At 59.2% G+C, this 25,385-nt stretch carries 24 protein-coding genes; 21 read left to right on the forward strand and 3 right to left on the reverse strand.

Annotation, left to right across the window (positions count from 1 at the left end; translation table 11 throughout):
• Positions 1-8: 8 nt before the first annotated feature.
• The 3 genes from M5G17_RS06670 (at position 9) to M5G17_RS06680 (ending at position 1,502) form a co-directional block, all read left to right on the forward strand.
• Positions 9-482 (forward strand): translation initiation factor 2, encoded by a 474-nt coding sequence (locus M5G17_RS06670; RefSeq protein ID WP_273892199.1) that lies wholly within the window; start codon positions 9-11, stop codon positions 480-482.
• Between the two features lie 127 nt (positions 483-609).
• Entirely contained in the window at positions 610-864 is a 255-nt protein-coding gene (locus M5G17_RS06675; protein ID WP_273892200.1) for a YkgJ family cysteine cluster protein, read from the forward strand.
• A 32-nt stretch (positions 865-896) separates the two neighbouring features.
• Positions 897-1,502 (forward strand): START domain-containing protein, encoded by a 606-nt coding sequence (locus tag M5G17_RS06680; RefSeq protein ID WP_273892201.1) that lies wholly within the window; start codon positions 897-899, stop codon positions 1,500-1,502.
• Positions 1,503-1,626: 124 nt separating this feature from the next.
• Here M5G17_RS06680 and gltA read toward each other — a convergent pair whose 3' ends face one another.
• Positions 1,627-2,916, reverse strand: a complete 1,290-nt coding sequence (gene gltA / locus M5G17_RS06685) for a citrate synthase (RefSeq protein WP_130263893.1) — start codon at positions 2,914-2,916, stop codon at positions 1,627-1,629.
• 350 nt (positions 2,917-3,266) lie between these two features.
• Here gltA and sdhC point away from each other — a divergent pair, with 350 nt between their 5' ends.
• From sdhC to M5G17_RS06745, 12 genes are all read left to right on the forward strand, one after another.
• Positions 3,267-3,653, forward strand: coding sequence for a succinate dehydrogenase, cytochrome b556 subunit (gene sdhC / locus M5G17_RS06690; protein WP_174446946.1), 387 nt, complete (start codon positions 3,267-3,269; stop codon positions 3,651-3,653).
• Entirely contained in the window at positions 3,647-4,015 is a 369-nt protein-coding gene (gene sdhD, locus M5G17_RS06695) for a succinate dehydrogenase, hydrophobic membrane anchor protein (protein WP_028945358.1), read from the forward strand. The genes sdhC and sdhD overlap by 7 nt, the downstream gene beginning before the upstream one ends.
• 3 nt (positions 4,016-4,018) lie before the next feature.
• Entirely contained in the window at positions 4,019-5,791 is a 1,773-nt protein-coding gene (gene sdhA / locus M5G17_RS06700; RefSeq protein ID WP_273892202.1) for a succinate dehydrogenase flavoprotein subunit, read from the forward strand.
• 11 nt (positions 5,792-5,802) lie between these two features.
• Positions 5,803-6,507, forward strand: coding sequence for a succinate dehydrogenase iron-sulfur subunit (locus M5G17_RS06705; RefSeq protein ID WP_010224678.1), 705 nt, complete (start codon positions 5,803-5,805; stop codon positions 6,505-6,507).
• 246 nt (positions 6,508-6,753) lie between these two features.
• Positions 6,754-9,585 (forward strand): 2-oxoglutarate dehydrogenase E1 component, encoded by a 2,832-nt coding sequence (locus M5G17_RS06710; protein ID WP_273892203.1) that lies wholly within the window; start codon positions 6,754-6,756, stop codon positions 9,583-9,585.
• 42 nt (positions 9,586-9,627) lie between these two features.
• Complete coding sequence (gene odhB / locus M5G17_RS06715) at positions 9,628-10,851, forward strand: 2-oxoglutarate dehydrogenase complex dihydrolipoyllysine-residue succinyltransferase (RefSeq protein WP_273892204.1); 1,224 nt, start codon at positions 9,628-9,630, stop codon at positions 10,849-10,851.
• A 94-nt stretch (positions 10,852-10,945) separates the two neighbouring features.
• The gene (lpdA, locus tag M5G17_RS06720; protein WP_273892205.1) at positions 10,946-12,382 is read left to right on the forward strand and encodes a dihydrolipoyl dehydrogenase; all 1,437 of its coding nucleotides are present in this window, start codon (positions 10,946-10,948) and stop codon (positions 12,380-12,382) included.
• Between the two features lie 175 nt (positions 12,383-12,557).
• Positions 12,558-13,724, forward strand: coding sequence for an ADP-forming succinate--CoA ligase subunit beta (sucC, locus tag M5G17_RS06725; protein WP_010224674.1), 1,167 nt, complete (start codon positions 12,558-12,560; stop codon positions 13,722-13,724).
• A complete protein-coding gene (gene sucD / locus M5G17_RS06730) occupies positions 13,724-14,608 on the forward strand; it encodes a succinate--CoA ligase subunit alpha (protein ID WP_273892206.1) in 885 nt (294 codons plus the stop codon). Before sucC ends, sucD begins: the two co-directional genes overlap by 1 nt.
• Before the next feature lie 297 nt (positions 14,609-14,905).
• Complete coding sequence (brnQ, locus tag M5G17_RS06735) at positions 14,906-16,219, forward strand: branched-chain amino acid transport system II carrier protein (RefSeq protein ID WP_273892207.1); 1,314 nt, start codon at positions 14,906-14,908, stop codon at positions 16,217-16,219.
• 635 nt (positions 16,220-16,854) lie between these two features.
• Complete coding sequence (locus M5G17_RS06740) at positions 16,855-17,655, forward strand: tetratricopeptide repeat protein (protein WP_273892208.1); 801 nt, start codon at positions 16,855-16,857, stop codon at positions 17,653-17,655.
• Between the two features lie 137 nt (positions 17,656-17,792).
• Positions 17,793-18,533, forward strand: a complete 741-nt coding sequence (locus M5G17_RS06745; protein ID WP_273892209.1) for a DUF599 domain-containing protein — start codon at positions 17,793-17,795, stop codon at positions 18,531-18,533.
• 86 nt (positions 18,534-18,619) lie between these two features.
• Here M5G17_RS06745 and M5G17_RS06750 read toward each other — a convergent pair whose 3' ends face one another.
• The gene (locus tag M5G17_RS06750) at positions 18,620-18,892 is read right to left on the reverse strand and encodes a hypothetical protein (protein WP_273892210.1); all 273 of its coding nucleotides are present in this window, start codon (positions 18,890-18,892) and stop codon (positions 18,620-18,622) included.
• A 152-nt stretch (positions 18,893-19,044) separates the two neighbouring features.
• Here M5G17_RS06750 and M5G17_RS06755 point away from each other — a divergent pair, with 152 nt between their 5' ends.
• The 4 genes from M5G17_RS06755 to M5G17_RS06770 all read left to right on the forward strand — a co-directional run bounded on the left by M5G17_RS06755 (position 19,045) and on the right by M5G17_RS06770 (position 22,758).
• The gene (locus tag M5G17_RS06755; protein WP_273892211.1) at positions 19,045-19,521 is read left to right on the forward strand and encodes a PaaI family thioesterase; all 477 of its coding nucleotides are present in this window, start codon (positions 19,045-19,047) and stop codon (positions 19,519-19,521) included.
• The gene (locus M5G17_RS06760; protein ID WP_273892212.1) at positions 19,518-19,979 is read left to right on the forward strand and encodes a PaaI family thioesterase; all 462 of its coding nucleotides are present in this window, start codon (positions 19,518-19,520) and stop codon (positions 19,977-19,979) included. The genes M5G17_RS06755 and M5G17_RS06760 overlap by 4 nt, the downstream gene beginning before the upstream one ends.
• A gap of 92 nt (positions 19,980-20,071) precedes the next feature.
• A complete protein-coding gene (gene htpG / locus M5G17_RS06765; protein ID WP_273892214.1) occupies positions 20,072-21,976 on the forward strand; it encodes a molecular chaperone HtpG in 1,905 nt (634 codons plus the stop codon).
• Between the two features lie 56 nt (positions 21,977-22,032).
• The gene (locus tag M5G17_RS06770) at positions 22,033-22,758 is read left to right on the forward strand and encodes a dienelactone hydrolase family protein (RefSeq protein WP_273892215.1); all 726 of its coding nucleotides are present in this window, start codon (positions 22,033-22,035) and stop codon (positions 22,756-22,758) included.
• Positions 22,759-22,825: 67 nt separating this feature from the next.
• On the opposite strand, the gene M5G17_RS06775 is transcribed toward M5G17_RS06770, so the two are convergent.
• Entirely contained in the window at positions 22,826-23,686 is an 861-nt protein-coding gene (locus M5G17_RS06775) for a pirin family protein (protein WP_273892216.1), read from the reverse strand.
• Positions 23,687-23,790: 104 nt separating this feature from the next.
• Between M5G17_RS06775 and M5G17_RS06780 the strand changes: the two genes are divergently transcribed.
• Together M5G17_RS06780 and M5G17_RS06785 are read left to right on the forward strand one after the other, a co-directional pair.
• Positions 23,791-24,798, forward strand: coding sequence for an amidohydrolase family protein (locus M5G17_RS06780; protein WP_273892217.1), 1,008 nt, complete (start codon positions 23,791-23,793; stop codon positions 24,796-24,798).
• A 66-nt stretch (positions 24,799-24,864) separates the two neighbouring features.
• Positions 24,865-25,329 (forward strand): DUF3859 domain-containing protein, encoded by a 465-nt coding sequence (locus tag M5G17_RS06785; RefSeq protein WP_273892218.1) that lies wholly within the window; start codon positions 24,865-24,867, stop codon positions 25,327-25,329.
• Positions 25,330-25,385 lie beyond the last annotated feature (56 nt).

Below are 25,385 nucleotides of genomic sequence, written 5' to 3' on the forward strand. Positions count from 1 at the left end.
CGGTGCCTATGAAAGCGTTGCGTTGTATCGGGTTGTCCCTGTGTTTGCTCGGTGGCCTGGCCTGCACTTCGAGTGCGCAGGCCGAAGCCGCGCCAGCCGGCAAAGCCCCTGCAACGAAAAGCGCCAAACCTGCTGCCAAGCCCAAGCAAGCGAATACACCGCCGGTGCGCAAAAAGGCAGCCACCAAAGCGACCCAGCGCAGCGCACGCAAAAATGCCAAGGCGGCGCCAGCACCATTGCCCAAGGCCAAGCTCGACCTGAGCTTGCCATCAAGCCTGGTCAAGGACATGAAGCCTGACTCCCAGGAGCAGGTGCCGTTGCCCAAGCCCTTGTTGCCTTACCTGTTTGGTGAAAAGCCGCCCTCCGACAGTCCGTTCCAGCTCAATGGCCGGCTGATAAGCAATGAAATGCAGCTGCAGCTGCGCAACGAGAGCCGCAAGGATGTCGAGGGTGCCGCCATCGAATTCGAGTTCAAGCAGTAGGGTTGAACTGACTGTTCGGTCATCGTTCTGTGCCTGGTATTTCATCCTGCCAGCAATTTCAAACACCTGTTTAAGCGGTTACTATCCGGGTTCATTCATCATTTGTTGCTTTGAGGGTTCTGTTGTCATGAATTGCCGTGAAGGTTGTGGCGCCTGCTGTATCGCGCCCTCCATCAGCTCGCCGATACCGGGAATGCCCAAGGGCAAGCCTGCCGGTGAGCGTTGCCTGCACCTGTCGTTGGCCAATCTCTGTGGCTTGTTCGGCAAGCCCGAGCGTCCGTCGGTGTGTGGTGGATTCAAGGCAGAGGCGGACATCTGCGGCAACGACCGCGATGAGGCGATCAGGATCCTGGGGTGGTTGGAGCAAATGACGGCAGCTTGAAACGCGGGTCTTTGACAATAAGGAACAAGAGCATGGGATCGTTAAAGCAAATGGCACTGGTTTTCGGCCTGAGTGCGGTGTTGGTACCGCTGGCCTTCGCCGAAGAATGGAAGGAAGCCAAGAACGAAGAAGGGATCAAGATCGAGCTCAGCGCGATTCCCGGTTCCGACTACAAGGCTTATCGCGGCGTGACCTTCATCAAGGCGCCGCTGGCCAAGGTCAGGGCGCTGCAGGAGGATATCGTGGGTGCCTGCTCCTGGATTCATGAGTGCAAGTCGCAAAAGCTGCTCAAGACCGAAGGTGATCAGAGCTGGACTTACACCCAGTTCAATACCCCGTGGCCAGTCACTGCGCGTGATTCGGTCATGCACGTCACCACCAACGTGGCCGCCGATGGCAGCCTGACCCGCAAGCTCGAAGGCGTACCCAAGTACCTGCCTGAAGAGAAGGGCTTTGTCCGGGTAGCCAAGGTTGACGGCTTCTGGAAGCTGCAACCCAAGGACGGCGGCACCGAGGTGACCTACCAGGTGCATACCGAGCCAGGCGGTAGTGTGCCGTCGATGGTGGCGAACAAGTTTGTCGTGGATGCGCCGTTCAATACCTTGAAGGCGTTGAAGGCGAGAGCCGAGAAGCCGTAAGTACAGTTGTTTGCAGGTTGGGGTTGTTGGTCAACTGTTGGATGATCGCGGGGCAAGCCCGCTCCCACAATCCCAATAAAAAAGGCTGCCCGAAGGCAGCCTTTTTCGTTTTTGGCCGTAAGGCTTACTTGCGGTCTTCCAGCTTGACGATATCGCGCGACTCGTAGCCGGTGTACAGCTGGCGAGGGCGGCCGATCTTGTAAGGGCTGGAGAGCATTTCCTTCCAGTGCGAAATCCAGCCGACGGTCCGCGCCAGGGCGAAGATCACGGTGAACATGCTGGTTGGAATGCCGATCGCCTTGAGGATGATCCCCGAGTAGAAGTCGACGTTCGGGTACAGCGAGCGCTCGATGAAGTAAGGATCGGTGAGGGCGATCTCTTCCAGGCGCATGGCCAGTTCCAACTGCGGGTCGTTCTTGATGCCCAGCTCGCGCAGGACTTCGTCGCAGGTCTGCTTCATCACGGTGGCGCGCGGGTCGCGGTTCTTGTAGACGCGGTGGCCGAAGCCCATCAGCTTGAACGGATCGTTCTTGTCCTTGGCCTTGGCGATGAATGTGTCGATGTTCGAGACATCGCCGATTTCATCGAGCATGGTCAACACGGCTTCGTTGGCGCCGCCGTGGGCAGGGCCCCACAGTGCAGCGATACCGGCAGCGATACAGGCAAACGGGTTGGCGCCCGAGGAGCCTGCCAGGCGAACGGTGGAGGTCGATGCGTTCTGTTCGTGGTCGGCGTGAAGGATGAAGATCTTGTCCATCGCCTTGGCCAGCACCGGGCTGATCGGTTTGATCTCGCACGGGGTGTTGAACATCATGTGCAGGAAGTTTTCCGCGTACGACAGGTCGTTGCGCGGGTACATCATGGGTTGACCCATGGAGTACTTGTACACCATCGCTGCCAGGGTCGGCATCTTGGCGACCAGGCGGACCGCGGAGATTTCGCGATGCTGCGGGTTATTGATGTCCAGCGAGTCGTGGTAGAACGCCGACAGGGCGCCCACTACGCCGCACATGACGGCCATCGGGTGGGCGTCGCGGCGAAAGCCGTTGAAGAACGACTTCAGCTGCTCGTGCACCATGGTGTGATTCTTCACGGTGCTGACGAACTGGGCCTTCTGCTCGGCATTCGGCAGTTCGCCGTTGAGCAGCAGGTAGCAGGTCTCGAGGTAGTCGGATTTTTCGGCCAGCTGTTCGATCGGGTAGCCGCGGTGCAGCAGGATACCCTTGTCGCCGTCGATATAAGTGATCTTCGACTCGCAAGATGCGGTCGCCATGAAACCAGGGTCGAAAGTGAAGTGACCCGTGGCCCCCAACCCTCTAACGTCGATAACATCGGGACCAACGGTGCCGGTTAAAATGGGCAGCTCGACGGGGGCTGCGCCCTCGATGACCAACTGCGCTTTTTTGTCAGCCATGTGGCCTCCTATTAATGCTTGAAATCATCAGACAGACCCCCCACGCAGGGCCCGCACCACTATAGTGAGATAAATTCGAATGTCAATTTGCCTAAAGCACGGTTGTAAAGGGCTCTAGGCGCTGTTTTTCCTCGAAATTACCGCCCGTTTACGCCTTTTGATCACTAAAGGCAATGCGCTATTTGGGCTAGGTGTCTGCGTTGTCATTAGTAGCCTAACTGTCTATAATCGGCCCCCGACCGCCAGGGGCTTGCAAGCCCGTGTTGCTGGGGTCGTCACTCCCTGGGTGGTGGGTACCTGACCAGTACACTTACCAACAACTTTGCCCTGCTTGCTAGGGGCTCTTCAGTGTGAAAAAAGCCGTGAAAAGCCAACGACCTGTAAACCTAGACCTAAGGACCATCAAACTCCCCATTACCGGCGTTACGTCATTTCTTCACCGTGTATCCGGCATCATCCTCTTCCTGGGCCTTGGCATCATGCTTTATGCATTGGGCAAATCCCTGGGTTCGGAGGAAGGTTTCGCCGAGGTGAAGGCATGCTTGACCAGTCCGCTGGCCAAATTCGTGGCATGGGGCCTCCTGTCCGCCTTGCTGTATCACTTGGTAGCCGGTGTGCGCCACTTGATCATGGACATGGGCATCGGTGAAACGCTGGAAGGCGGCCGACTGGGCTCGAAAATTATCATCGCCGTCTCCGTGGTGGTGATCGTTCTGGCAGGAGTTTGGATATGGTAACCAACGTCACGAACCTTTCGCGTTCGGGCCTCTATGACTGGATGGCGCAGCGCGTTTCTGCGGTCGTTCTCGCGGCTTATTTCATTTTCCTGATCGGATACCTGGTCGCGCACCCGGGCATCGAGTTTGCCCAGTGGCACGCTCTGTTCTCCAACAACGCGATGCGTATCTTCAGTCTGCTGGCCCTTGTGGCCCTGGGCGCTCACGCCTGGGTCGGCATGTGGACCATTGCCACCGACTACCTGACGCCGATGGCGCTGGGCAAGTCGGCGACTGCCGTACGTTTCCTGTTCCAGGCGGTATGTGGTGTCGCGATGTTCGCGTACTTCGTCTGGGGTGTGCAGATTCTCTGGGGTATCTGATTCATGGCTAACATTCCTACGATTTCATTCGACGCCATCATCGTTGGTGGTGGTGGTGCCGGCATGCGCGCTGCGCTGCAGCTGGCTCAGGGTGGTCACAAGACTGCCGTGATCACCAAGGTCTTCCCGACCCGTTCGCACACTGTATCGGCCCAGGGTGGCATCACCTGCGCCATCGCTTCGGCCGACCCGAACGATGACTGGCGCTGGCACATGTACGATACCGTCAAAGGCTCCGACTATATCGGTGACCAGGACGCTATCGAATACATGTGTCAGGAAGGCCCGGCTGCGGTGTTCGAACTGGACCACATGGGTCTGCCGTTCTCCCGTACCGAGCAAGGTCGCATCTACCAGCGTCCGTTCGGTGGCCAGTCCAAGGATTTCGGTAAAGGTGGCCAGGCCGCCCGTACCTGCGCCGCTTCCGACCGTACCGGTCACGCGCTGCTGCACACCCTGTACCAGGGCAACCTGAAAGCAGGCACCACCTTCCTCAACGAGTACTACGCCGTTGATCTGGTGAAGAACAAGGAAGGCGCTTTCGTCGGTGTGATCGCGATCTGCATCGAAACCGGCGAAACCATGTACATCAAAGCCAAGGCCACAGTATTGGCTACTGGCGGTGCTGGCCGTATCTACTCCTCCACCACCAACGCCCTGATCAACACCGGTGACGGTATTGGCATGGCGCTGCGTGCAGGCGTTCCGGTCCAGGACATCGAAATGTGGCAGTTCCACCCGACCGGCATCGCCGGCGCCGGTGTACTGGTTACCGAAGGTTGCCGTGGTGAAGGTGGTTACCTGATCAACAAGCACGGCGAGCGTTTCATGGAACGTTACGCGCCTAACGCCAAAGACCTTGCCGGTCGTGACGTTGTGGCCCGTTCCATGGTTAAAGAGATCATCGCCGGTAACGGTTGTGGCCCTAACGGCGACCACGTGATGCTCAAGCTTGACCACCTGGGTGAAGAAGTGCTGCACAGCCGCCTGCCGGGCATCTGTGAACTGTCCAAGACCTTCGCTCACGTTGACCCTGTTGTCGCGCCGGTGCCGGTTGTTCCGACCTGCCACTACATGATGGGCGGCGTAGCCACCAACATTCATGGTCAGGCGATGACCCAGGATGCCGACGGCGTTGACCACATCATTCCGGGTCTGTTCGCAGTCGGCGAAGTGGCATGCGTATCGGTTCACGGTGCCAACCGCCTGGGCGGCAACTCGCTGCTCGACTTGGTGGTCTTCGGCCGTGCTGCCGGCCTGCACCTGGAAAAAGCGCTGAGCGACGGTATCGAATACCTGGACGCCAGCGACACCGACATCGAAGTTGCCCTGAGCCGTCTGAACAAGCTCAATGAGCGCAATACCGGTGAAGACGTGGCTACCCTGCGTCGCGAGCTGCAAAGCTGCATGCAGAACTACTTCGGTGTATTCCGTACTGGCGAATACATGCAGAAGGGTATCGAGCAACTGGCTGACCTGCGCGAGCGTATCGCCAACGTCAAGATCAACGACAAGTCCCAGGCCTTCAACACCGCGCGTATCGAAGCGCTGGAGCTGCAGAACCTGCTGGAAGTCGCCGAAGCCACTGCAATCGCTGCAGAAGTCCGCAAAGAGTCCCGCGGTGCCCACGCCCGTGAAGACTTCGAAGACCGTGACGACGAAAACTGGCTGTGCCACACCCTGTACTTCCCGGGTGAGAAGCGCGTCGCCAAGCGCGCCGTCAACTTCGCGCCGAAAACCGTTCCGGCGTTCGAGCCTAAAGTCCGGACTTACTAAGGGTGGCCACAATGTTGCAAGTCGAAGTTTATCGTTACAACCCCGATACCGACTCGGCACCCAAGATGCAGGTGTTCCAGGTCGATACCGGCGGCAAAGACCTCATGGTTCTCGATGTCCTGGCACTGATCAAGGAGCAGGACGAAGGTTTCTCCTACCGTCGCTCCTGCCGTGAAGGTGTTTGCGGTTCCGATGGCATGAACATCAACGGCAAGAACGGCCTGGCGTGCATCACCCCGCTGTCGGCGGTGGTCAAGCGCAACAAGCTGATTGTGCGTCCGCTGCCTGGCCTGCCAGTGATTCGTGACCTGGTCGTCGATATGAGCATCTTCTACAAGCAGTACGAGAAGGTGAAGCCTTTCCTGCAGAACGATACGCCGGCTCCGGCCATCGAGCGTCTGCAGTCGCCGGAAGAGCGCGAGAAGCTGGACGGTCTGTACGAGTGCATCCTGTGCGCTTGCTGCTCGACTTCCTGCCCGTCGTTCTGGTGGAACCCGGACAAGTTCCTCGGTCCAGCTGCACTGCTGCAGGCCTATCGTTTCCTGGCCGACAGCCGTGACACCAAGACCCAGGAGCGTCTGGCTTCGCTGGATGACCCGTTCAGCGTGTTCCGTTGCCGCGGCATCATGAACTGCGTGAACGTTTGCCCTAAAGGTCTGAATCCGACCAAGGCCATCGGTCACGTACGTAACATGCTGCTGCAAAGCGGTACCTGATTTTAAAAGTGTTGTACCCGTAGTACGCCCAGGTGCGGGCTCTTGCCCGCACCCAGGTGAAACCAGAGCTCGGGCCCACAAAGCCCAAGCTTTTACCTATGAAGATATGAGACCAGCAGGGGCTTCCGGGCTGGTACCCGGAAAATCTGTAGGATCCTTGGTGGCTTGGTTGGGTCGCTGCATCAGGACTTGCCCAGGCGTGCTGTGGTTCTTGCCGATCCGTCCCCTAACCGAGGGTGACCAAGCATGCAAGAAAGCGTGATGCAGCGCATGTGGGATAGCGCCCACCTTTCAGGTGGTAACGCTGCATATGTGGAAGAGCTCTACGAGCTCTACCTGCACGACCCTAACGCTGTGCCAGAAGAGTGGCGCACTTACTTCCAGAAGTTGCCCGCCGAAGGCAGCACCGCTACCGATGTATCGCACTCGACGATCCGCGACCATTTCGTACTGCTGGCAAAGAACCAGCGCCGCGCCCAACCGGTTTCCGCCGGGAGCGTGAGCAGTGAACACGAGAAGAAGCAGGTTGAAGTGCTGCGACTGATCCAGGCCTACCGTATGCGCGGCCACCAAGCCGCGAAGCTCGACCCCCTGGGGTTGTGGCAGCGCCCTGCGCCAGTAGACCTGTCGATCAATCATTACGGCTTGACCAATGCCGATCTTGATACGACCTTCCGTGCCGGCGACCTGTTCATCGGCAAAGAGGAAGCGAGCCTACGCGAAATCTTCGACGCTTTGCAGCAGACATATTGCCGCACCATTGGCGCCGAATTTACCCACATCGTCGACTCCGAGCAGCGCAGCTGGTTCCAGCAGCGTCTGGAGAGCGTGCGTGGGCGTCCAGTCTTCTCTGCGGATATTCAGAGCCACCTGCTCGAGCGCGTCACCGCCGCCGAGGGTCTGGAAAAATACCTGGGTACCAAATACCCGGGTACCAAGCGTTTCGGCCTGGAAGGCGGCGAGAGCCTGATTCCGATGCTGGACGAGCTGATTCAACGTTCCGGTTCCTACGGCACCAAGGAAGTTGTCATCGGCATGGCCCACCGTGGTCGCCTGAACGTCCTGGTCAACACCTTTGGCAAGAACCCGCGCGAGCTGTTCGACGAGTTCGAAGGCAAGAAGAAGGTCGAGCTGGGCTCCGGTGACGTGAAATACCACCAGGGCTTCTCGTCCAACGTGATGACCGCCGGTGGCGAAGTTCACCTGGCTATGGCGTTCAACCCTTCGCACCTGGAAATCGTCTCGCCAGTGGTTGAAGGTTCGGTACGTGCCCGTCAGGACCGCCGCAACGACACCGTTGGCGACAAGGTATTGCCGATCTCCCTCCACGGTGACGCGGCGTTCGCCGGTCAAGGCGTGGTCATGGAAACCTTCCAGATGTCGCAGACCCGCGGTTTCAAGACCGGCGGTACCGTGCACATCGTGATCAACAACCAGGTTGGTTTCACCATCAGCAACCCGCTGGACTCGCGCTCCACCGAGTACGCCACCGACGTCGCCAAGATGATTCAGGCGCCGATCCTGCACGTCAACGGTGATGATCCGGAAGCCGTGCTGTTCGTGACCCAGCTGGCGGTCGACTACCGCATGCAGTTCAAGCGTGACGTGGTCATCGACCTGGTCTGCTACCGTCGTCGCGGCCACAACGAGGCTGACGAGCCGAACGGCACCCAGCCGCTGATGTATCAGCAGATCGCCAAGCAGCGCACTACTCGCGAGCTGTACGCCGAAGCCCTGACCCAGGCGGGTCGCCTTGACGCCGAACGCGTCCAGGCCAAGGTCGACGAGTACCGCAATGCGCTGGACAACGGCCTGCACGTAGTAAAAAGCCTGGTCAAAGAGCCGAACAAAGAGCTGTTCGTTGACTGGCGTCCGTACCTGGGCCATGCCTGGACCGCGCGTCACGACACCCGCTTCGACCTCAAGACCCTGCAGGAGCTGTCGGCCAAGCTGCTGGAACTGCCGGAAGGCTTCGTGGTTCAGCGTCAGGTTTCGAAGATCTACGAAGATCGCCAGAAGATGCAGGCCGGTGGCTTGCCGATCAACTGGGGCTATGCCGAAACCATGGCCTACGCGACCCTGGCGTTCGAAGGTCACCCGATTCGCATGACCGGTCAGGATATCGGCCGCGGCACCTTCTCGCACCGCCACGCGGTGTTGCACAACCAGAAGGATGCAAGCACCTACATCCCGTTGCAGAACCTCTATGAAGGCCAGCCACGTTTCGACCTGTACGATTCGTTCCTGTCCGAAGAAGCGGTTTTGGCATTCGAATACGGCTACTCGACCACCACGCCAAACGCGCTGGTGATCTGGGAAGCCCAGTTCGGTGACTTCGCCAACGGTGCCCAGGTGGTTGTCGACCAGTTCATCACCAGCGGCGAGCACAAGTGGGGCCGTCTGTGCGGTCTGACCATGCTGCTGCCACACGGTTATGAAGGGCAGGGGCCTGAGCACTCCTCGGCGCGTCTGGAGCGTTACCTGCAGCTGTGCGCTGAGCACAACGTCCAGGTCTGCGTACCGACCACGCCGGCTCAGATCTACCACCTGCTGCGTCGTCAGGTCATCCGTCCGCTGCGCAAGCCGCTGATCGTGCTGACGCCAAAGTCGCTGCTGCGCCACAAGCTGGCCATCTCGACCCTGGAAGATTTGGCCGAAGGCTCGTTCCAGACCGTGATCCCGGAAATCGATACCCTCGATCCGAAGAACGTCACGCGCCTGGTCCTGTGCAGCGGCAAGGTCTACTACGATCTGCTGGAAAAACGCCGTGCCGAAGGCCGCGAAGATATCGCCATCGTGCGTATCGAGCAGCTGTATCCGTTCCCTGAGGACGACCTGGTCGAGATCCTTGCTCCATACACCAATCTCAAGGATGTGGTGTGGTGCCAGGAAGAACCGATGAACCAGGGCGCCTGGTACAGCAGCCAACACCACATGCGTCGTATCCTGACCCGTCACAACAAGGACCTGGTCCTCGAGTACGCCGGTCGTGATGCTTCGGCAGCACCTGCTTGTGGTTACGCTTCGATGCACGCCGAGCAGCAGGAAAAACTGCTGCAAGATGCCTTCACCGTTTAATGCCATCGCGCACCAGAAACCGAATTTAAGGAACCACTGATAATGGCTATCGAGATCAAAGCCCCTACTTTCCCGGAATCGGTTGCCGATGGCACCGTTGCCACCTGGCACAAGCAACCGGGCGAAGCCGTCAAGCGTGACGAACTGATCGTCGACATCGAGACCGACAAGGTCGTCCTGGAAGTACTGGCGACCGCTGATGGCGTGCTGGGCGCAATCGTCAAGGGCGAGGGCGAGACCGTCCTGTCCGACGAAGTCCTGGGTTCGATCGTGGAAGGCGGCGTTGCCGCTGCTGCACCTGCCGCTGCCGCTGCCGCTGCCGCTGCCGCCGCTCCTGCCGCCGCCAGCGCTGAGGCCGAAGACGCTATCGCCGCGCCTGCTGCCCGTAAGCTGGCCGAAGAAAACGGCATCGCCCTGAGCAGCATCAAGGGCACCGGCAAAGACGGTCGCATCACCAAGGAAGACGCTGTTGCTGCCATCGAAGCGAAGAAATCCGCTCCGGCTGCTGCTCCAGCTGCCAAGCCAGCCGCTGCCGCTGCTGCCCCGGTTGTCGCCGCTGGCGACCGTACCGAGAAGCGCGTGCCGATGACCCGCGTGCGTGCCACTGTGGCCAAGCGCCTGGTAGAAGCACAGTCGAACATGGCCATGCTGACCACCTTCAACGAAGTCGACATGACCGAAGTCATGGCCCTGCGTTCAAAGTACAAGGACCTGTTCGAGAAGACCCACAACGGCGTACGCCTGGGCTTCATGTCGTTCTTCGTCAAGGCGGCCACCGAAGCGCTGAAACGCTTCCCGGCAGTCAACGCCTCGATCGACGGTTCCGACATCGTCTACCACGGTTATGCGGACGTCGGCGTTGCCGTTTCCAGCGACCGTGGCCTGGTGGTACCGGTACTGCGCAACGCTGAGCAAATGAGCCTGGCGGAAATCGAGAACGGCATCGCCACCTTCGGCAAGAAGGCCCGTGACGGCAAGCTGTCGATCGACGAAATGACCGGCGGTACCTTCACCATCACCAACGGTGGTACCTTTGGTTCGATGATGTCGACCCCGATCGTCAACCCGCCGCAGGCCGCGATCCTGGGCATGCACAACATCATCCAGCGTCCTATGGCTGTTAACGGTCAGGTCGTGATTCGTCCGATGATGTACCTGGCGCTGTCCTACGACCACCGTCTGATCGACGGTAAAGAAGCCGTGACCTTCCTGGTGACCATCAAGAACCTGCTGGAAGACCCGGCTCGTCTGCTGCTGGACATCTGACATACAGTTGCAAGCCGCAAGCTGCAAGCTTCAAGTCGAAGCTGCAGTTCTTGCGGCTTGAAGCTTGAAGCTTGACGCTTATAAGGAATCTTTTATGACCCAGAAATTCGACGTGGTAGTGATTGGCGCAGGTCCTGGCGGCTACGTAGCTGCTATCAAGGCTGCGCAACTTGGTCTGAGCACTGCCTGTATCGAGAAGTACACCGATGGCGAGGGCAAGCTGGCCCTCGGCGGTACCTGCCTGAACGTGGGTTGCATTCCTTCCAAGGCACTGCTGGACAGCTCCTGGAAATACAAGGAAGCCAAAGAGAGCTTCAACGTCCACGGCATCTCCACTGGCGAAGTCAAGATGGACGTCGCTGCGATGGTTGGCCGCAAGGCTGGCATCGTCAAGAACCTGACCGGCGGTGTTGCCACCCTGTTCAAGGCCAACGGCGTCACTTCGATCCAGGGTCACGGCAAGCTGCTGGCTGGCAAGAAAGTCGAAGTCACCAAGGCTGACGGCACCACCGAAATCATCGAAGCCGAGAACGTCATCCTGGCTTCGGGTTCGCGTCCGATCGACATTCCACCGGCTCCGGTCGACCAGAACGTCATCGTCGACTCCACCGGCGCCCTGGAATTCCAGGCCGTACCTAAGCGCCTGGGCGTCATTGGTGCCGGTGTGATCGGTCTGGAGCTGGGTTCGGTCTGGGCTCGCCTGGGTGCTGAAGTCACCGTTCTGGAAGCCCTGGACACCTTCCTGATGGCCGCTGACGCCGCTGTCTCCAAGGAAGCCCTGAAAACCCTGACCAAGCAAGGTCTGGACATCAAACTGGGCGCCCGTGTGACCGGTTCCAAGGTCAATGGCGCTGAAGTCGAAGTGACCTACACCGATGCCAACGGCGAACAGAAGATCACCTTCGACAAGCTGATCGTGGCCGTCGGTCGTCGCCCAGTGACCACCGACCTGCTGGCTGCCGACAGCGGCGTGACCATCGACGAGCGTGGTTTTGTCTTCGTTGACGATCATTGCGCGACCAGCGTACCGGGCGTTTTCGCCATCGGTGACGTGGTTCGTGGCATGATGCTGGCACACAAGGCCTCGGAAGAGGGCATCATGGTCGTCGAGCGCATCAAGGGCCACAAAGCCCAGATGAACTACGACCTGATCCCGTCGGTTATCTACACCCACCCGGAAATCGCGTGGGTCGGTAAAACCGAACAAACCTTGAAGGCCGAAGGCGTTGAGGTTAACGTGGGCACCTTCCCGTTCGCGGCCAGCGGCCGTGCGATGGCTGCCAACGACACCGGTGGTTTCGTCAAGGTCATCGCCGATGCCAAGACCGACCGCGTTCTGGGTGTACACGTGATTGGCCCATCGGCTGCCGAACTGGTACAGCAGGGTGCAATCGCAATGGAATTCGGTTCCAGCGCCGAAGACCTGGGCATGATGGTTTTCTCCCATCCGACCCTGTCCGAAGCGCTGCATGAAGCCGCGCTGGCGGTGAATGGCGGTGCCATTCACGTTGCCAACCGTAAGAAGCGTTAAACAATAAGAAACCACGGCGGGTGGCCCGTCGTGAGTCTTGCGTGCATGACTCACCGCGGAAAGTCCGCCGGACTCGAACTCCCGGAGCATACCGGGGGCAAGTGGTCACAGGTGGCGCGGCACTCCCATGGAGCGCAGCGCCGAAGCGCAGTACCTAACGAAGACGGTAAAAAGCATGAATCTTCACGAGTATCAGGGTAAGCAGCTGTTCGCTGAATACGGCCTGCCAGTTTCCAAGGGTTTCGCAGTCGACACCCCTGAAGCTGCCGCAGAAGCGTGCGACAAGATCGGCGGTACCGAGTGGGTTGTCAAAGCCCAGGTCCACGCCGGTGGTCGCGGTAAAGCGGGCGGCGTCAAGCTGGTTCGCAGCAAGGAAGACGCCAAGGCGTTCGCTGCGCAATGGTTGGGCAAGCGTCTGGTAACCTACCAGACTGACGCCAACGGTCAGCCAGTGACCAAGATCCTGGTCGAATCCTGCACTGACATCGCCAAAGAGCTGTACCTGGGCGCTGTAGTCGACCGTTCGAGCCGTCGTATCGTGTTCATGGCGTCCACCGAAGGTGGCGTGGACATCGAGAAAGTCGCTCACGAGACTCCTGAGAAGATCATCAAGGCTACTATCGATCCACTGGTTGGCGCTCAGCCATTCCAGGGTCGTGAACTGGCATTCCAGCTGGGTCTGGAAGGCAAGCAAGTTGCTCAGTTCGCCAAGATTTTCGTCGGCCTGGCCAAGCTGTTCAAAGAACACGACCTGGCCCTGCTGGAAGTAAACCCGCTGGTCATCAAGGCCGACGGCGACCTGCACTGCCTCGATGCCAAGATCAACATCGACGCTAACGCCATGTACCGTCAGCCTAAGCTGAAAACCTTCCACGACCCGTCCCAGGACGATCCTCGTGAAGCGCACGCTGCCAGCTTCGAGCTGAACTACGTAGCCCTGGAAGGCAACATCGGTTGCATGGTCAACGGTGCCGGCCTGGCCATGGGTACCATGGACATCGTCAACCTGCACGGCGGCAAGCCAGCCAACTTCCTCGACGTAGGTGGTGGTGCTACCAAAGAGCGCGTGACCGAAGCCTTCAAGATCATCCTGTCCGACAGCAATGTCGCGGCCGTTCTGGTCAACATCTTCGGCGGCATCGTTCGTTGCGACATGATTGCCGAAGGCATCATCGGTGCAGTGAAAGAAGTCGGCGTGAAAGTGCCGGTTGTTGTTCGCCTGGAAGGTAACAACGCTGAACTGGGTGCTAAAGTACTGGCAGAAAGCGGTTTGAACATCATTGCTGCAACCAGCCTGACCGACGCTGCTCAACAAGTTGTCAAAGCTGCGGAGGGCAAATAATGAGCGTCCTGATCAATAAAGACACCAAAGTTATTTGCCAGGGCTTCACCGGCTCGCAAGGTACTTTCCACTCCGAACAAGCCATCGCCTACGGCACCAAGATGGTTGGCGGCGTGACCCCAGGCAAAGGTGGCTCCACTCACCTGGGCCTGCCAGTGTTCAACACTGTGAAAGAAGCCGTAGAAGCCACCGGCGCTGACGCGTCGGTCATCTACGTACCGGCTCCTTTCTGCAAAGACTCGATCCTGGAAGCGGCCTTCGGCGGCATCAAGCTGATCGTCTGCATCACCGAAGGCATTCCTACCCTGGACATGCTCGATGCCAAGGTCAAGTGCGACGAGCTGGGTGTTACCCTGATCGGCCCTAACTGCCCAGGCGTCATCACTCCGGGCGAGTGCAAGATCGGCATCATGCCAGGTCACATCCACTTGCCAGGCAAGGTCGGTATCGTTTCGCGTTCCGGCACCCTGACCTACGAAGCGGTCAAGCAGACCACTGACGCCGGTTTCGGTCAGTCCACCTGCGTCGGTATCGGTGGCGACCCGATCCCGGGCTCCAACTTCATCGACATTCTGAAGCTGTTCCAGGAAGACCCGCAGACCGAAGCGATCGTCATGATCGGCGAGATCGGCGGTTCGGCTGAAGAAGAAGCCGCTGCCTACATCAAGGCCAACGTCACCAAGCCTGTGGTTTCCTACATCGCTGGTGTTACCGCTCCTGCGGGCAAGCGTATGGGCCACGCTGGCGCCATCATCTCTGGCGGCAAAGGCACAGCAGACGAGAAATTCGCTGCGCTGCAAGACGCTGGTGTGAAAACCGTGCGTTCGCTGGCAGACATCGGCAAGGCCCTGGCCGAGCTGACTGGCTGGGAAGTGAAGAAGTAATCACTGCCCGGTAAGCAAAGAGGCCACCTTCGGGTGGCCTTTTTGTTGTCTGCTGATAGCACCGCGGGGCAAATATGCGGTCAACCAGACGACATGTACATTCGCACATCGGACAAGCGGCCCTGCAACAGTGCGTTTCTGTGTCAAATTCGTTAACCTATGCACTCATTTTGTGCCCGCTCCCCAAAAGGGAACGACACGCTAAACGGGTCTGGCTCATCCAGCCAGGCAGCATTTCCCTCACCCAAGGGGAAATCCCTCTCTAAATCCCGATTTCAGCAGTGTGGTATTTCCTTAATGAAAGTTTTAAAAGGCCAGGACATCCTGGCACTTGGTTTTATGACGTTCGCTTTGTTCGTCGGCGCGGGCAATATCATTTTCCCACCTATCGTCGGCCTGCAATCCGGTCCGCATGTATGGATGGCGGCGCTGGGCTTCCTGATCACTGCTGTTGGCCTGCCGGTCATCACAGTTGTCGCCCTGGCCAAGGTCGGCGGCGGCATGGATGCCCTTAGCAGTCCTATCGGCAAGGTTGCCGGCGGCCTGCTGGCGGCGGTGTGCTACCTCTCGGTAGGGCCGCTGTTCGCCACCCCGCGTACCGCCACCGTATCCTTCGAGGTTGGTGTTGCACCGTTGACCGGTGAAAGCCCGATGGCGCTGTTCATCTACAGCCTGGTGTACTTCCTGGTGGTACTGGCGGTGTCCATGTACCCGGGCAAGCTGCTCGACACCGTCGGCCGCTTCCTTGCGCCGCTGAAGATCATTGCCCTGGCCGCGCTCGGCATCGCCGCGTTCATGCTGCCAGCCGGCGGTATTGGTGAAGCACAACCTGCCTATGTCGCTGCACCGTTTTCCCAGGGCTTCATCAATGGTTACCTGACCATGGATACCCTTGGCGCACTGGTGTTCGGTATCGTCATCGTCAACGCCATTCGTTCGCGCGGCGTCGAATCGCCACAGCTGATCACCCGTTACGCGATCATCGCCGGCCTGATCGCCGGTGTCGGCCTGGCCCTGGTGTACATCAGCCTGTTCCGCCTGGGGGCCGGCAGCCATGAAATTGCCGCCGGTGCCAGCAACGGCGCAGCGGTGTTGCATGCCTACGTCCAGCACACCTTCGGCTCGTTGGGCAGCGGCTTCCTCGCTGTGCTGATCGCCCTGGCCTGCCTGGTCACCGCAGTTGGTCTGACCTGCGCCTGCGCCGAGTACTTCAGTCAGGTGCTGCCGCTGTCGTACCGTACCCTGGTGGTGATTCTTGCCGCGTTCTCGCTGCTGATCTCCAACTTGGGCCTGACCAAGCTGATCCTGTTCTCGATCCCGGTGCTCACCGCCATCTACCCGCCGTGCATCGTGGTCGTGGGCCTGAGCTTCTGCAAGGAGCTGTGGCATTCCCAGGTCCGCATCCTGGGGCCAGTGATGCTGGTGTCGCTGCTGTTCGGCATGGTCGATGCCATCAAGGGCACGGCGTTGGCCGGCAAGCTGCCAGAATTTTTGGCTCACCTGCCACTGAGCGAGCAGGGCCTGGCCTGGCTGGTGCCTTCGGTGGTTACCCTGGGCCTTGCGGTACTGTGTGACCGCATGCTGGGCAAGCCACGCGAAGTGCTGGCCTGAGAGTTGGCCATGTGACGGGCACCGGCCACAAGCCAACAGGGTGAACGTCACGGCAGATTCTGAGCCCCGTGTCCGAAAGGATGCGGGGCATTTTCGTTGTGCGCCAGGCATGGCACGTTGCGCGCAAGTGCAACTCGTTTGGTTGTGGTGGCCAAGCGGGTGAATGCGAACCTGAAGGAAGCCCGAGGCACAATACTGGCCCGAAGAACAGGAAGCGGATCAGGCGGCGTAGCAGGGTGAGGGTGCAGCGACTGCCTAAGCCCAATCGTGCGCTATGCCGACGATGTGAACATCCATGTGCGTAGTCGTCGTGGAACCGTACGTACGGTAGTGTGAGAGGACGGCGGTTGTGAAGCCGCCCCCTACTCGATTCTGCGCAAATGCGCTGAAATCCAGTGCAAGCTAGTAGGTTCAAGTCCCGTTCTTCTAGTTGCATCTCACATGGCATGAGTACTCATCGCCGCCCGCAGTTCCGTCACCTGATTGATGGCATAATGCCTCTTTTTTGTTTTCACGGATGCATGGAAGCCATGTTCAGACCCCTGTCACTCTTGGTACTTGTAGTCGCAATCGCCGGCTGCCAGAGCTCAACCCGACCTCCCGATTTTGACTCCTTCGTCACTGGCGTAAGATGCATGGTGATCACAGACGAAAAGCCTCTTCATCGCGATAAGCTGCGTTACATCGAACGCTATGCCAATGATGGAAATGCCAAATGCAAAGCCATTCTGGGCAAGCTTTATCAGATAGGGGGATACGGCGTCGATCAAGATTTCCGCAAGGCCCGGGCGCTGTTCGCCGAGTCCGCCAAACTGGACCCTGCCAATAATATTCAATTGGGGCAGATGGCTGAGCTCGGTGAAGGCGAGCCCGTGGATTACACCAAGGCGCGCAAACTCTACCGTCTCGCGGGAAACACGGCTGCGCTGTCGCTGGGGCGACTGATGGAGGAGGGTAAAGGTGGCCCGCAGGATCTACCTGGCGCGTTGTCAGTGTATCTGGAGTCGACAGAGTTCTGTGGCGATGATACCTGGAGGGCGATGAGCCGTTTGCGCAAACAAGGGCAACCGCTCAATGAGCTGCAGGCGAAGCGTTTTCAGCTGATCTGGCTTGAGAGTCTCGTCAATCGGCAGAAACGCCTTCTGGCTGTTCGGGAGGTGTTCGAGGCAGTAAATGCAACGGGCGAAGCGAAGAAGGTGACGTTGTCCTATCTCTTCAAGTCAGACAGCGGTAAGCCTCAGGTAACGATGATCCAAGGTTCCGGTGATGCCAATGTGGATAGCTGGATTATGAAGGCCGCATCGCGGTTGACGATGGGAGAGTGGGCCCCGCTGACTGATAGTTCGGGCGAGCTGGAAATCCGGGCGCCGATTGAGCTTCCGCTTCTGGCCGCTCAAAATTTGCCTGGGATGTGCGTGTCAAGGCCCTGTAATTGATTGTGCTTAGCAAACGGCGGCGGCTGTGAAGCCGCCTCCTACTCGACTCTGTGGCCAGGGCGTGTTTTTTCTGCGGCTAAGCGTCGAAAGCCGGTCAATGGGTTTTATTGTGCTCGAAACTTCAATCAGGACCTTGCATGAGCTTTATTCAAAGCAATCTGATTCACCTGCTGGCCGCCTGCTGGTTTGCCGTGTGCTGGGGCGGATACACCCGTTATGCGACCTGGAAGGGCCGTGATACCGCGTGCCTGGCCAGCGTGCTGCACCTGTACCGGGAAGACTGGATGCGCCGCATGCTGATGCGTGATAACCGTATCGCCGATGCCAGCGTGATTGGCAACCTGGAGCGCAATGCGTCGTTCTTTGCCTCCAGTACCCTGATCATTCTTGCCGGCATTCTTACTGTGCTCGGTGCATCGGACCGCGCCATGTCGTTGCTGGCGGACCTGCCGCTGGTACAGCAGGCGTCCCAGGGCATGTCGGAAATCAAGTTGCTGTGCCTGGCAATGGTCTTCGTCTATGCCTTCTTTACCTTTAGCTGGTGCATGCGCCAATACAACTTCGCCGCCGTACTGGTGGGCTCGGCGCCGATGATCGGTGAGCGCCATGTCAGTGAACTTGAGCGCAAGGCCTTTGCCCTTAGAGCTGCCAAGGTTATTTCACTGGCGGCCAACCAGTTCAACTTAGGGCTGCGCTCGTATTACTTTGGCATGGCCATGCTCTGCTGGTTTATCAGCCCTTGGTTGTTCATGTTGATGAGTACCGGGGTGGTGCTGGTGTTGTACCGCCGTGAATTTCATTCCGATGTTCTCGAGGTAATGGTCTTTACTCCGACCGAAGCGCCGACAGTGGAACCGGCTAAAGAGAATCTGGCCTGAACCGGCACGACTGAATCGTTTAATTCAGTTTCAGCAGGCATAAAAAAACCCGACAGTGTCGGGTTTTTTTATTCCAGCAAGCGTGCTTACTTGGCAGGCTCGGCAGGAGTGACCGGGGCAGCAGGAGCAGCAGGAGCGGCTTCTTCAGCGGCTTTTTGTTGCGCTTCGGCCTGATCTTTGGCGGCTTCGGCGTTTTCTTTCGCTGCCTCGTTCACTTTATCCTGAGCCTCACCCATCTTCTCTTGGGCGTTCTCGGAATGTTGCTGAGCTTCTTGGGCTTTGTTCTCGCTGGCTTTATCGCAAGCGGCCAGACCCAGAGCAGCGGCGAGCATAACGGCAAAAGCAAAAGGTTTACGCATGGGGTGTTTCTCCTTGTGGAATAAGTTACTTGTTCCTTCGAGCTCAAGTAACCGGTAGAAGTTCCGCGCACCATACAGATATATAACAAATGGTTCTATATGGACATTTGCCGATCGGTGTGCATGTTCTCAACGGCCTGAGAGTTTTTCAAATGACCGACACTTCTTTGCAGGCAATGGCCGAGCGCTTTCTCTCGGCATTGCGCCATTGCCAGGTTCTCCAGATGCGTGTGCATCACGCCGACGCCCAGGGTATGACCCTGGTGCTGCCGTATTCGACAAGAATCGTCGGCAACCCACAGACCGGTGCGGTCCATGGCGGGGCGGTGACCACGTTGATGGACACCACTTGCGGCATGGCCACCCTCTGTGCACTGCCTGAGTTCGAGGTTTGCCCGACCCTGGATCTGCGCATCGACTACATGCACCCGGCGGAGGCGGGCAAGGATATCTTTGGCCACGCCTATTGCTACCGCGTCTCGCGCGATGTGATTTTCACTCGCGGTGTGGCCTATCAGGACGATCCCGAGCAGCCGATTGCCCAGGTGGTGGGCACCTTCATGCGCCTGGGCAAGGGCATCAAGGGGGGGCTTAATTTTGCCAACAAGCTCAAGGGGGGCGAACAATGATCGCGCCAGAAATCCATCGTCAGCTGCGTCAGGCGCACGCCGAGGGCAATTACCAGCCACTGCTGGAGCTGATTCCTTATGCCGGATTGATTGGTATCCAGTGCAGTCGCCAGGGCGACGACCTGTTGTTTTGCCTGCCGGCCACCCAGGACAACATCGGCAATCCGTTGCTGCCGGCGATCCACGGCGGGGTGATTGCAGGTTTCATGGAGCTGTCGGCGGCGCTGTACCTGCTGATTTTCAGTGAAAGCGCGGCGATTCCGAAAATCATCGACTTTTCCATCGACTACCTGCGCGCCGGTCACTATCGCGATACCTATGCCCAGTGCCAGTTGTGGCGCCAGGGGCGGCGGGTGACCAATGTGGCGATCACGGCCTGGCAGGGCAACCCTGACGAGCCGATTGCCACGGCGCGGGCGCATTTCAAGATCGAAGAAATGACCTCGCCCTTGAAATAGCCCCAGCCACCCCCATCTGTTGTGCATCCCGCCGTAAAAGCAGGCCACAGGCCTGCCTAACGACAACTGTCATCAGATCGGAGTGTTGAAGCATGAGTGTGGAGACTCAAAAAGAAACCCTGGGCTTCCAGACCGAGGTGAAGCAACTGCTGCACCTCATGATCCATTCCTTGTACTCGAACAAGGAAATCTTCCTGCGCGAATTGATTTCCAACGCCTCCGACGCGGTCGATAAACTGCGCTTCGAGGCCCTGGCCAAGCCCGAGCTGCTCGAAGGCGGCGCGGAGCTGAAAATCCGCCTGAGCTTCGACAAGGACGCCAACACCGTCACCCTCGAAGACAACGGTATCGGCATGAACCGCGACGAGGTGATTGCGCACCTGGGCACCATCGCCAAGTCCGGCACCGCCGACTTCATGAAGAACCTCACCGGCGACCAGAAAAGGGATTCGCACCTGATCGGTCAGTTCGGCGTGGGCTTCTATTCGGCCTTTATCGTCGCCGACAAGGTCGACGTGTTCAGCCGTCGCGCCGGCCAGCCAGCTGCCGAAGGCGTGCACTGGTCGTCCAAGGGCGAGGGTGACTTCGACGTCGCCACCATCGACAAGCCCGAGCGCGGTACCCGCATCGTCCTGCACCTGAAAAAAGGTGAAGAAGAGTTCGCCGACGGCTGGCGCCTGCGCAACATCGTCAAGAAGTACTCCGATCACATCGCCTTGCCGATCGAGCTGCCAAAGCAGGCCGAAGCCGCCGAAGGCGAAGAGAAGCCAGCCGAAGAATGGGAAACCGTCAACCGCGCCAGCGCCCTGTGGACCCGTCCGCGTACCGAGATCAAGGACGAGGAATACCAGGAGTTCTACAAGCACATCGGTCATGACTTCGAGAACCCGCTGGCCTGGAGCCACAACAAGGTCGAAGGCAAGCTGGAGTACAACTCGCTGCTGTACGTGCCGGCCCGTGCCCCGTTCGACCTGTACCAGCGTGAAGCGCCGCGTGGCCTGAAGCTGTATGTGCAGCGCGTGTTCATCATGGACCAGGCCGAGTCCTTCCTGCCGCTGTACCTGCGCTTCATTAAGGGCGTGGTCGATTCCAACGACCTGTCGCTGAACGTCTCGCGCGAAATCCTGCAGAAAGACCCGATCATCGATTCGATGAAGTCGGCCCTGACCAAGCGCGTGCTGGACATGCTCGAGAAGCTGGCCAAGAACGACCCTGAGCAGTACAAGGGCTTCTGGAAGAACTTCGGCCAGGTGATGAAAGAAGGCCCGGCTGAAGACTTCGCCAACAAGGAAAAGATCGCAGGTTTACTGCGTTTTGCCTCCACCCATGACGAAAGCGGTGAACAGAGCGTTGCCCTGGCCGACTACCTGGCGCGCGCCAAGGAAGGTCAGGACAAGATCTACTTCCTCACCGGCGAATCCTACGCGCAGGTCAAGAACAGCCCGCACCTGGAAGTCTTCCGCAAGAAAGGCATCGAAGTGCTGCTGCTCACCGACCGCATCGACGAGTGGCTGATGAGCTACCTGAGCGAGTTCGACGGCAAGAGCTTTGTCGACGTTGCTCGCGGTGACCTGGACTTGGGCAAGCTGGACTCCGACGAGGACAAGAAGGCCCAGGAAGAAGTCGCCAAGGACAAAGAAGGCCTGGTCGAGCGTCTCAAAGCCGCTCTGGGCGAAAGCGTCAGCGAAGTGCGGGTTTCCCACCGCCTGACCGATTCGCCGGCAATCCTGGCCATCGGTGAGCAGGACCTTGGCCTGCAGATGCGCCAAATCCTCGAAGCCAGTGGGCAAAAGGTGCCGGACTCCAAGCCGATCTTCGAGTTCAACCCCGGTCACCCGCTGATCGAGAAGCTGGACAACGAGCAGAGCGAAGACCGTTTCGCCGACTTCTCGCACATCCTCTTCGACCAGGCCGCGCTGGCCGCAGGCGATAGCCTCAAGGACCCGGCGGCGTACGTTCGTCGCTTGAACAAGCTACTGGTCGAATTATCGGCTTAAGTAGTTGCAGGAAAGCCCGCCTCGGCGGGCTTTTTTCATGGTGCAAGGAGGAGTGCATGAGCAAGGTTACCGTCGAATCGCTGGTCTATCATGTTGCCGGCAAAGCCTATGAGAGCCGCTTGTTCTATACCCAGGGTGCCCGCGAGCAGCCCGGGCTGCTGATGGCGCCGAACTGGATGGGGGTGGGCGAGGGCGCTGAACGCATCGCCCGTGAGGTTGCCGCCCAGGGGTATGTGGTGTTGCTGGCTGATATCTATGGCCAGACACTGCGTCCGTCGAACATGGATGAAGCCGGTGCGGCAATGACCCCGCTGAAGAATGACCGGGAGTTGTTGCGCAAGCGAATGAAAGAAGCCCTGGATCAATTGTTGGGGCAGGCCCGGGCGCCGCTGGAGCCTGGCAAGCTTGCAGCATTCGGTTTCTGTTTTGGTGGTTGCTGCGCACTGGAGTTGGCGCGTGTGGATGAGCGCTTGCAAGCGGCAGTCTCGTTCCATGGCACCCTCGACACGTCGTCGCCGGCCCAGGTAGGCAGGACAAGAGCCTCGATGCTAGTGCTGCATGGCGCAGCCGATCCGTTCGTACCCAAGGAGCAACTGCCGGCCTTCGAGGCTGAGATGGATGCGGCCAAGGTCGATTGGCAACTGATCAGCTATGGCGGTGCGGTGCACTCGTTTACCGACACCGCGGCCAACATCCCCGGCAAGATGAAGTACGACGCACGCACGTCCAAGCGCGCGTTCCGGGCGATGTTCAACTTGCTCGAAGAAGTGTTCCAGCGCTGAATCCATCGCGGGGCAAGCCCGCTCCCACACCGCCTGGTGGGAGAGGGCTTGCCCCGCGATAAAGCAATCAAGGCAATTCGATCCTTTCACTTTCCCCCGGCACCGTCGGCCAGTCCCCGGCCGCCCAGCGTGCTCGTGCCTGTTCGATCAGGGCCGGATCACTGGCAACGAAATTCCAGTTCATTCGCCGCGGCCCATCCAACGGCGCACCGCCAAACAGCACCAGCTGGCTCTCGCTGTCGGCATACAGGCTCATCTCTTCGCCGGGCGGCAACAGCACCAGGCTGCACGGCTCGACGGTCTCATCGTTCAGACTGACTTCTCCATCGAGCACATACAGCGCACGCTCGATATGCTCGGTGGGCACCGTCAGGGTGGTGGCAGCCTGCATCTGCACCAGTGCATACAGGGTCGGTGATAGCACCGGTACCGGCGATTGCAGGCAAAAACCGTTGCCGGCAATCATGCGAATGCTGACCCCGAGGTTGTCACTGACCGGCAAGCTCGCCGCTGGGTGGTGGCTGTAGTGCCCCGGTCCTTGCTCCTGGGCTTTTGGAGAGGCCAGCCACACCTGCAGGCCATGCAGGCGCGAGCGCTCTGCCAGCACGTCAGACGGGGTGCGCTCGACATGGGCAATGGCGCTGCCAGCGGTCATCCAGCTGACTTCACCGGCCTTGACCCTCTGGTCCGAACCCAGGCTGTCCTTGTGCTGGATTTCGCCTTCGAACAGGTAGGTGAGGGTGGACAGGCCGATGTGCGGGTGCTGGCGAATGTTCATGCCGCGCCCGGCCGGGTAATCGGTTTCGAGCATGTGATCGAAGAACACGAAGGGCCCGACGCTGCGACACTGGGCCGAAGGCAGGGGGCGCAGGATGGGTTGGCCTTCGACCGATTCGGCGCGAGGGCGGATGACCAAGGGACGGCTCACGGTGTGCTCCAGGCCTGGGGGAAGGTTCTTCTAGCATAACCTGCTGAACTGCAACCTGTTGAGGTCGGTCTACCTTGTCTGAAGCAGCCAACAAGGAACGCATGATGATTGTCAGGTATCTGGCCTGGGTGCTGTTGATGACGCTGTCGCTGCCGGCGGCGCAGGCGCGTGAGTATCGCTACAGCGACGCCCACTTGCATTATGTGGATTTCTTTCAGGAAACCGCCGGCATGGATGCACTGATCAAAGCCATGGATGCGGCGCGTATCGACCAGTCGATGATTTCCGGTATTCCCGTGGCCAAGAAGTGGCATGAGGATGAGCCCAAGCGCCCGCGTTACTACGCAGGCGACGATGCCGATGCCTACTGGTACAGCGCCACCGATATCTATGTCGCGGCGGCGCTGGAGAAGCTCGGCCCCGCGCAGCGCCAACGCTTTCATCCGTTTCTCAGTGGCTTCAACCCGGTGGACAAGAATGCCGTAGCGCACATCGAGCGCATGCTCGAGCTGTATCCGGGTCTATGGCAGGGCATTGGTGAAGTGTTCACCCGCCATGACGACCTCACCGCACTGACCAGCGGCGACACGCCACGGGCCAACAACGAGGCCATGACCCGTATCTATCACCTGGCCGCCGAACAGGACCTGCCGGTGCTGATTCACTCCAATATCACCTCAAAGCGCGAGCGTAACCCGTTGTACCTGGCGGAGATCGAAGAGCCCTTGCGCAACCACCCGCACACCCGCTTCATCTGGGCTCATGCCGGCACCAGCATGGAAATCCATCGCCACCAGACCCGGCTCGACTTTCTGCTGCCGACGCTGTCACGGCTGCTGGAAGACTACCCCAATCTGTACGTGGACCTGTCCTGGAGCGTCCTGCGGCCTTACCTGCTGGACGATCAGGGCAAACCCAGGGCGCAGTGGCTGGAACTGGTGAAGCGCTTCCCTGAGCGCTTCATGCTCGGCTCCGATGTGGTTGGGCGCTTCGCCAGCCTGGGTGAGCAGATGCAGGGTTTCGATGTGTTTCTTGATGCCTTGCCGGCCGATATCGCGCAGAAGGTCGCCCGCGACAACTTCCTGGCCGTGCTACCCAAGGTGCGCCCGTGACAGCACTGTCATCAGCTTGTCATGCCTGCGTCATAGCCTGCCGCCATCAACCTGATGGAGTGCACCATGTTTTCACATCGTTTCAGCGCCCTGTGCGGGCTGTTGCTGGTCAGTGGCCTGGCCAGTGCCGAGGTTCGCGTAGCAGGCCCGGTGGAGTACGGGTTGTTCGAAACTCGCCACGAGAACTTTCAGCCCGGTGAGCGAGTACTGACCCAGAGCAACCAGACACTGCACCCCACCGATGACATTCCGGCACGACTGGGCAGCAAGTTTGGCCTGCGCTACCGCCTGGAAGGCAAGGTCGCCGAAGACACCCCGTTGACCCTGCTGTACCTCACGCCAGGGGTGATCACCCCCGATGGCAAGCGCCATGACAAGTTCGAAGTGGTACAGAAACTGGTACCGGGGGCCGCCCAGGATGTGATGGCCTACGAGTTCACCGAGCACCATGAAGTGGTGCCCGGGCAGTGGCATTTCATGGTCTTTCAGGGCGACCGCCTGCTTGCCGAGCAGCGCTTTACCGTGCATTGAGCCCTTGCGTCACTGGCGTCGCGATCACAAGGCCTTTTGATATCACGTTTTTGTCT

Origin of the sequence: Pseudomonas rubra (genome assembly GCF_028656935.1) — a bacterium.
Lineage (GTDB): Bacteria > Pseudomonadota > Gammaproteobacteria > Pseudomonadales > Pseudomonadaceae > Aquipseudomonas > Aquipseudomonas rubra.

Excerpts from the sequence above, each read along its gene's own strand:
- M5G17_RS06670 (WP_273892199.1), top strand. The coding sequence starts at position 9 with ATGAAAGCGTTGCGTTGTATCGGGTTGTCCCTGTGTTTGCTCGGTGGC.
- M5G17_RS06675 (WP_273892200.1), top strand. The coding sequence starts at position 610 with ATGAATTGCCGTGAAGGTTGTGGCGCCTGCTGTATCGCGCCCTCCATC.
- M5G17_RS06680 (WP_273892201.1), top strand. The coding sequence starts at position 897 with ATGGGATCGTTAAAGCAAATGGCACTGGTTTTCGGCCTGAGTGCGGTG.
- gltA (WP_130263893.1), bottom strand. The coding sequence starts at position 2,916 with ATGGCTGACAAAAAAGCGCAGTTGGTCATCGAGGGCGCAGCCCCCGTC.
- sdhD (WP_028945358.1), top strand. The coding sequence starts at position 3,647 with ATGGTAACCAACGTCACGAACCTTTCGCGTTCGGGCCTCTATGACTGG.
- sdhA (WP_273892202.1), top strand. The coding sequence starts at position 4,019 with ATGGCTAACATTCCTACGATTTCATTCGACGCCATCATCGTTGGTGGT.
- M5G17_RS06705 (WP_010224678.1), top strand. The coding sequence starts at position 5,803 with ATGTTGCAAGTCGAAGTTTATCGTTACAACCCCGATACCGACTCGGCA.
- M5G17_RS06710 (WP_273892203.1), top strand. The coding sequence starts at position 6,754 with ATGCAAGAAAGCGTGATGCAGCGCATGTGGGATAGCGCCCACCTTTCA.
- odhB (WP_273892204.1), top strand. The coding sequence starts at position 9,628 with ATGGCTATCGAGATCAAAGCCCCTACTTTCCCGGAATCGGTTGCCGAT.
- lpdA (WP_273892205.1), top strand. The coding sequence starts at position 10,946 with ATGACCCAGAAATTCGACGTGGTAGTGATTGGCGCAGGTCCTGGCGGC.
- sucC (WP_010224674.1), top strand. The coding sequence starts at position 12,558 with ATGAATCTTCACGAGTATCAGGGTAAGCAGCTGTTCGCTGAATACGGC.
- sucD (WP_273892206.1), top strand. The coding sequence starts at position 13,724 with ATGAGCGTCCTGATCAATAAAGACACCAAAGTTATTTGCCAGGGCTTC.
- brnQ (WP_273892207.1), top strand. The coding sequence starts at position 14,906 with ATGAAAGTTTTAAAAGGCCAGGACATCCTGGCACTTGGTTTTATGACG.
- M5G17_RS06740 (WP_273892208.1), top strand. The coding sequence starts at position 16,855 with ATGGTGATCACAGACGAAAAGCCTCTTCATCGCGATAAGCTGCGTTAC.
- M5G17_RS06745 (WP_273892209.1), top strand. The coding sequence starts at position 17,793 with ATGAGCTTTATTCAAAGCAATCTGATTCACCTGCTGGCCGCCTGCTGG.
- M5G17_RS06750 (WP_273892210.1), bottom strand. The coding sequence starts at position 18,892 with ATGCGTAAACCTTTTGCTTTTGCCGTTATGCTCGCCGCTGCTCTGGGT.
- M5G17_RS06755 (WP_273892211.1), top strand. The coding sequence starts at position 19,045 with ATGACCGACACTTCTTTGCAGGCAATGGCCGAGCGCTTTCTCTCGGCA.
- M5G17_RS06760 (WP_273892212.1), top strand. The coding sequence starts at position 19,518 with ATGATCGCGCCAGAAATCCATCGTCAGCTGCGTCAGGCGCACGCCGAG.
- htpG (WP_273892214.1), top strand. The coding sequence starts at position 20,072 with ATGAGTGTGGAGACTCAAAAAGAAACCCTGGGCTTCCAGACCGAGGTG.
- M5G17_RS06770 (WP_273892215.1), top strand. The coding sequence starts at position 22,033 with ATGAGCAAGGTTACCGTCGAATCGCTGGTCTATCATGTTGCCGGCAAA.
- M5G17_RS06780 (WP_273892217.1), top strand. The coding sequence starts at position 23,791 with ATGATTGTCAGGTATCTGGCCTGGGTGCTGTTGATGACGCTGTCGCTG.
- M5G17_RS06785 (WP_273892218.1), top strand. The coding sequence starts at position 24,865 with ATGTTTTCACATCGTTTCAGCGCCCTGTGCGGGCTGTTGCTGGTCAGT.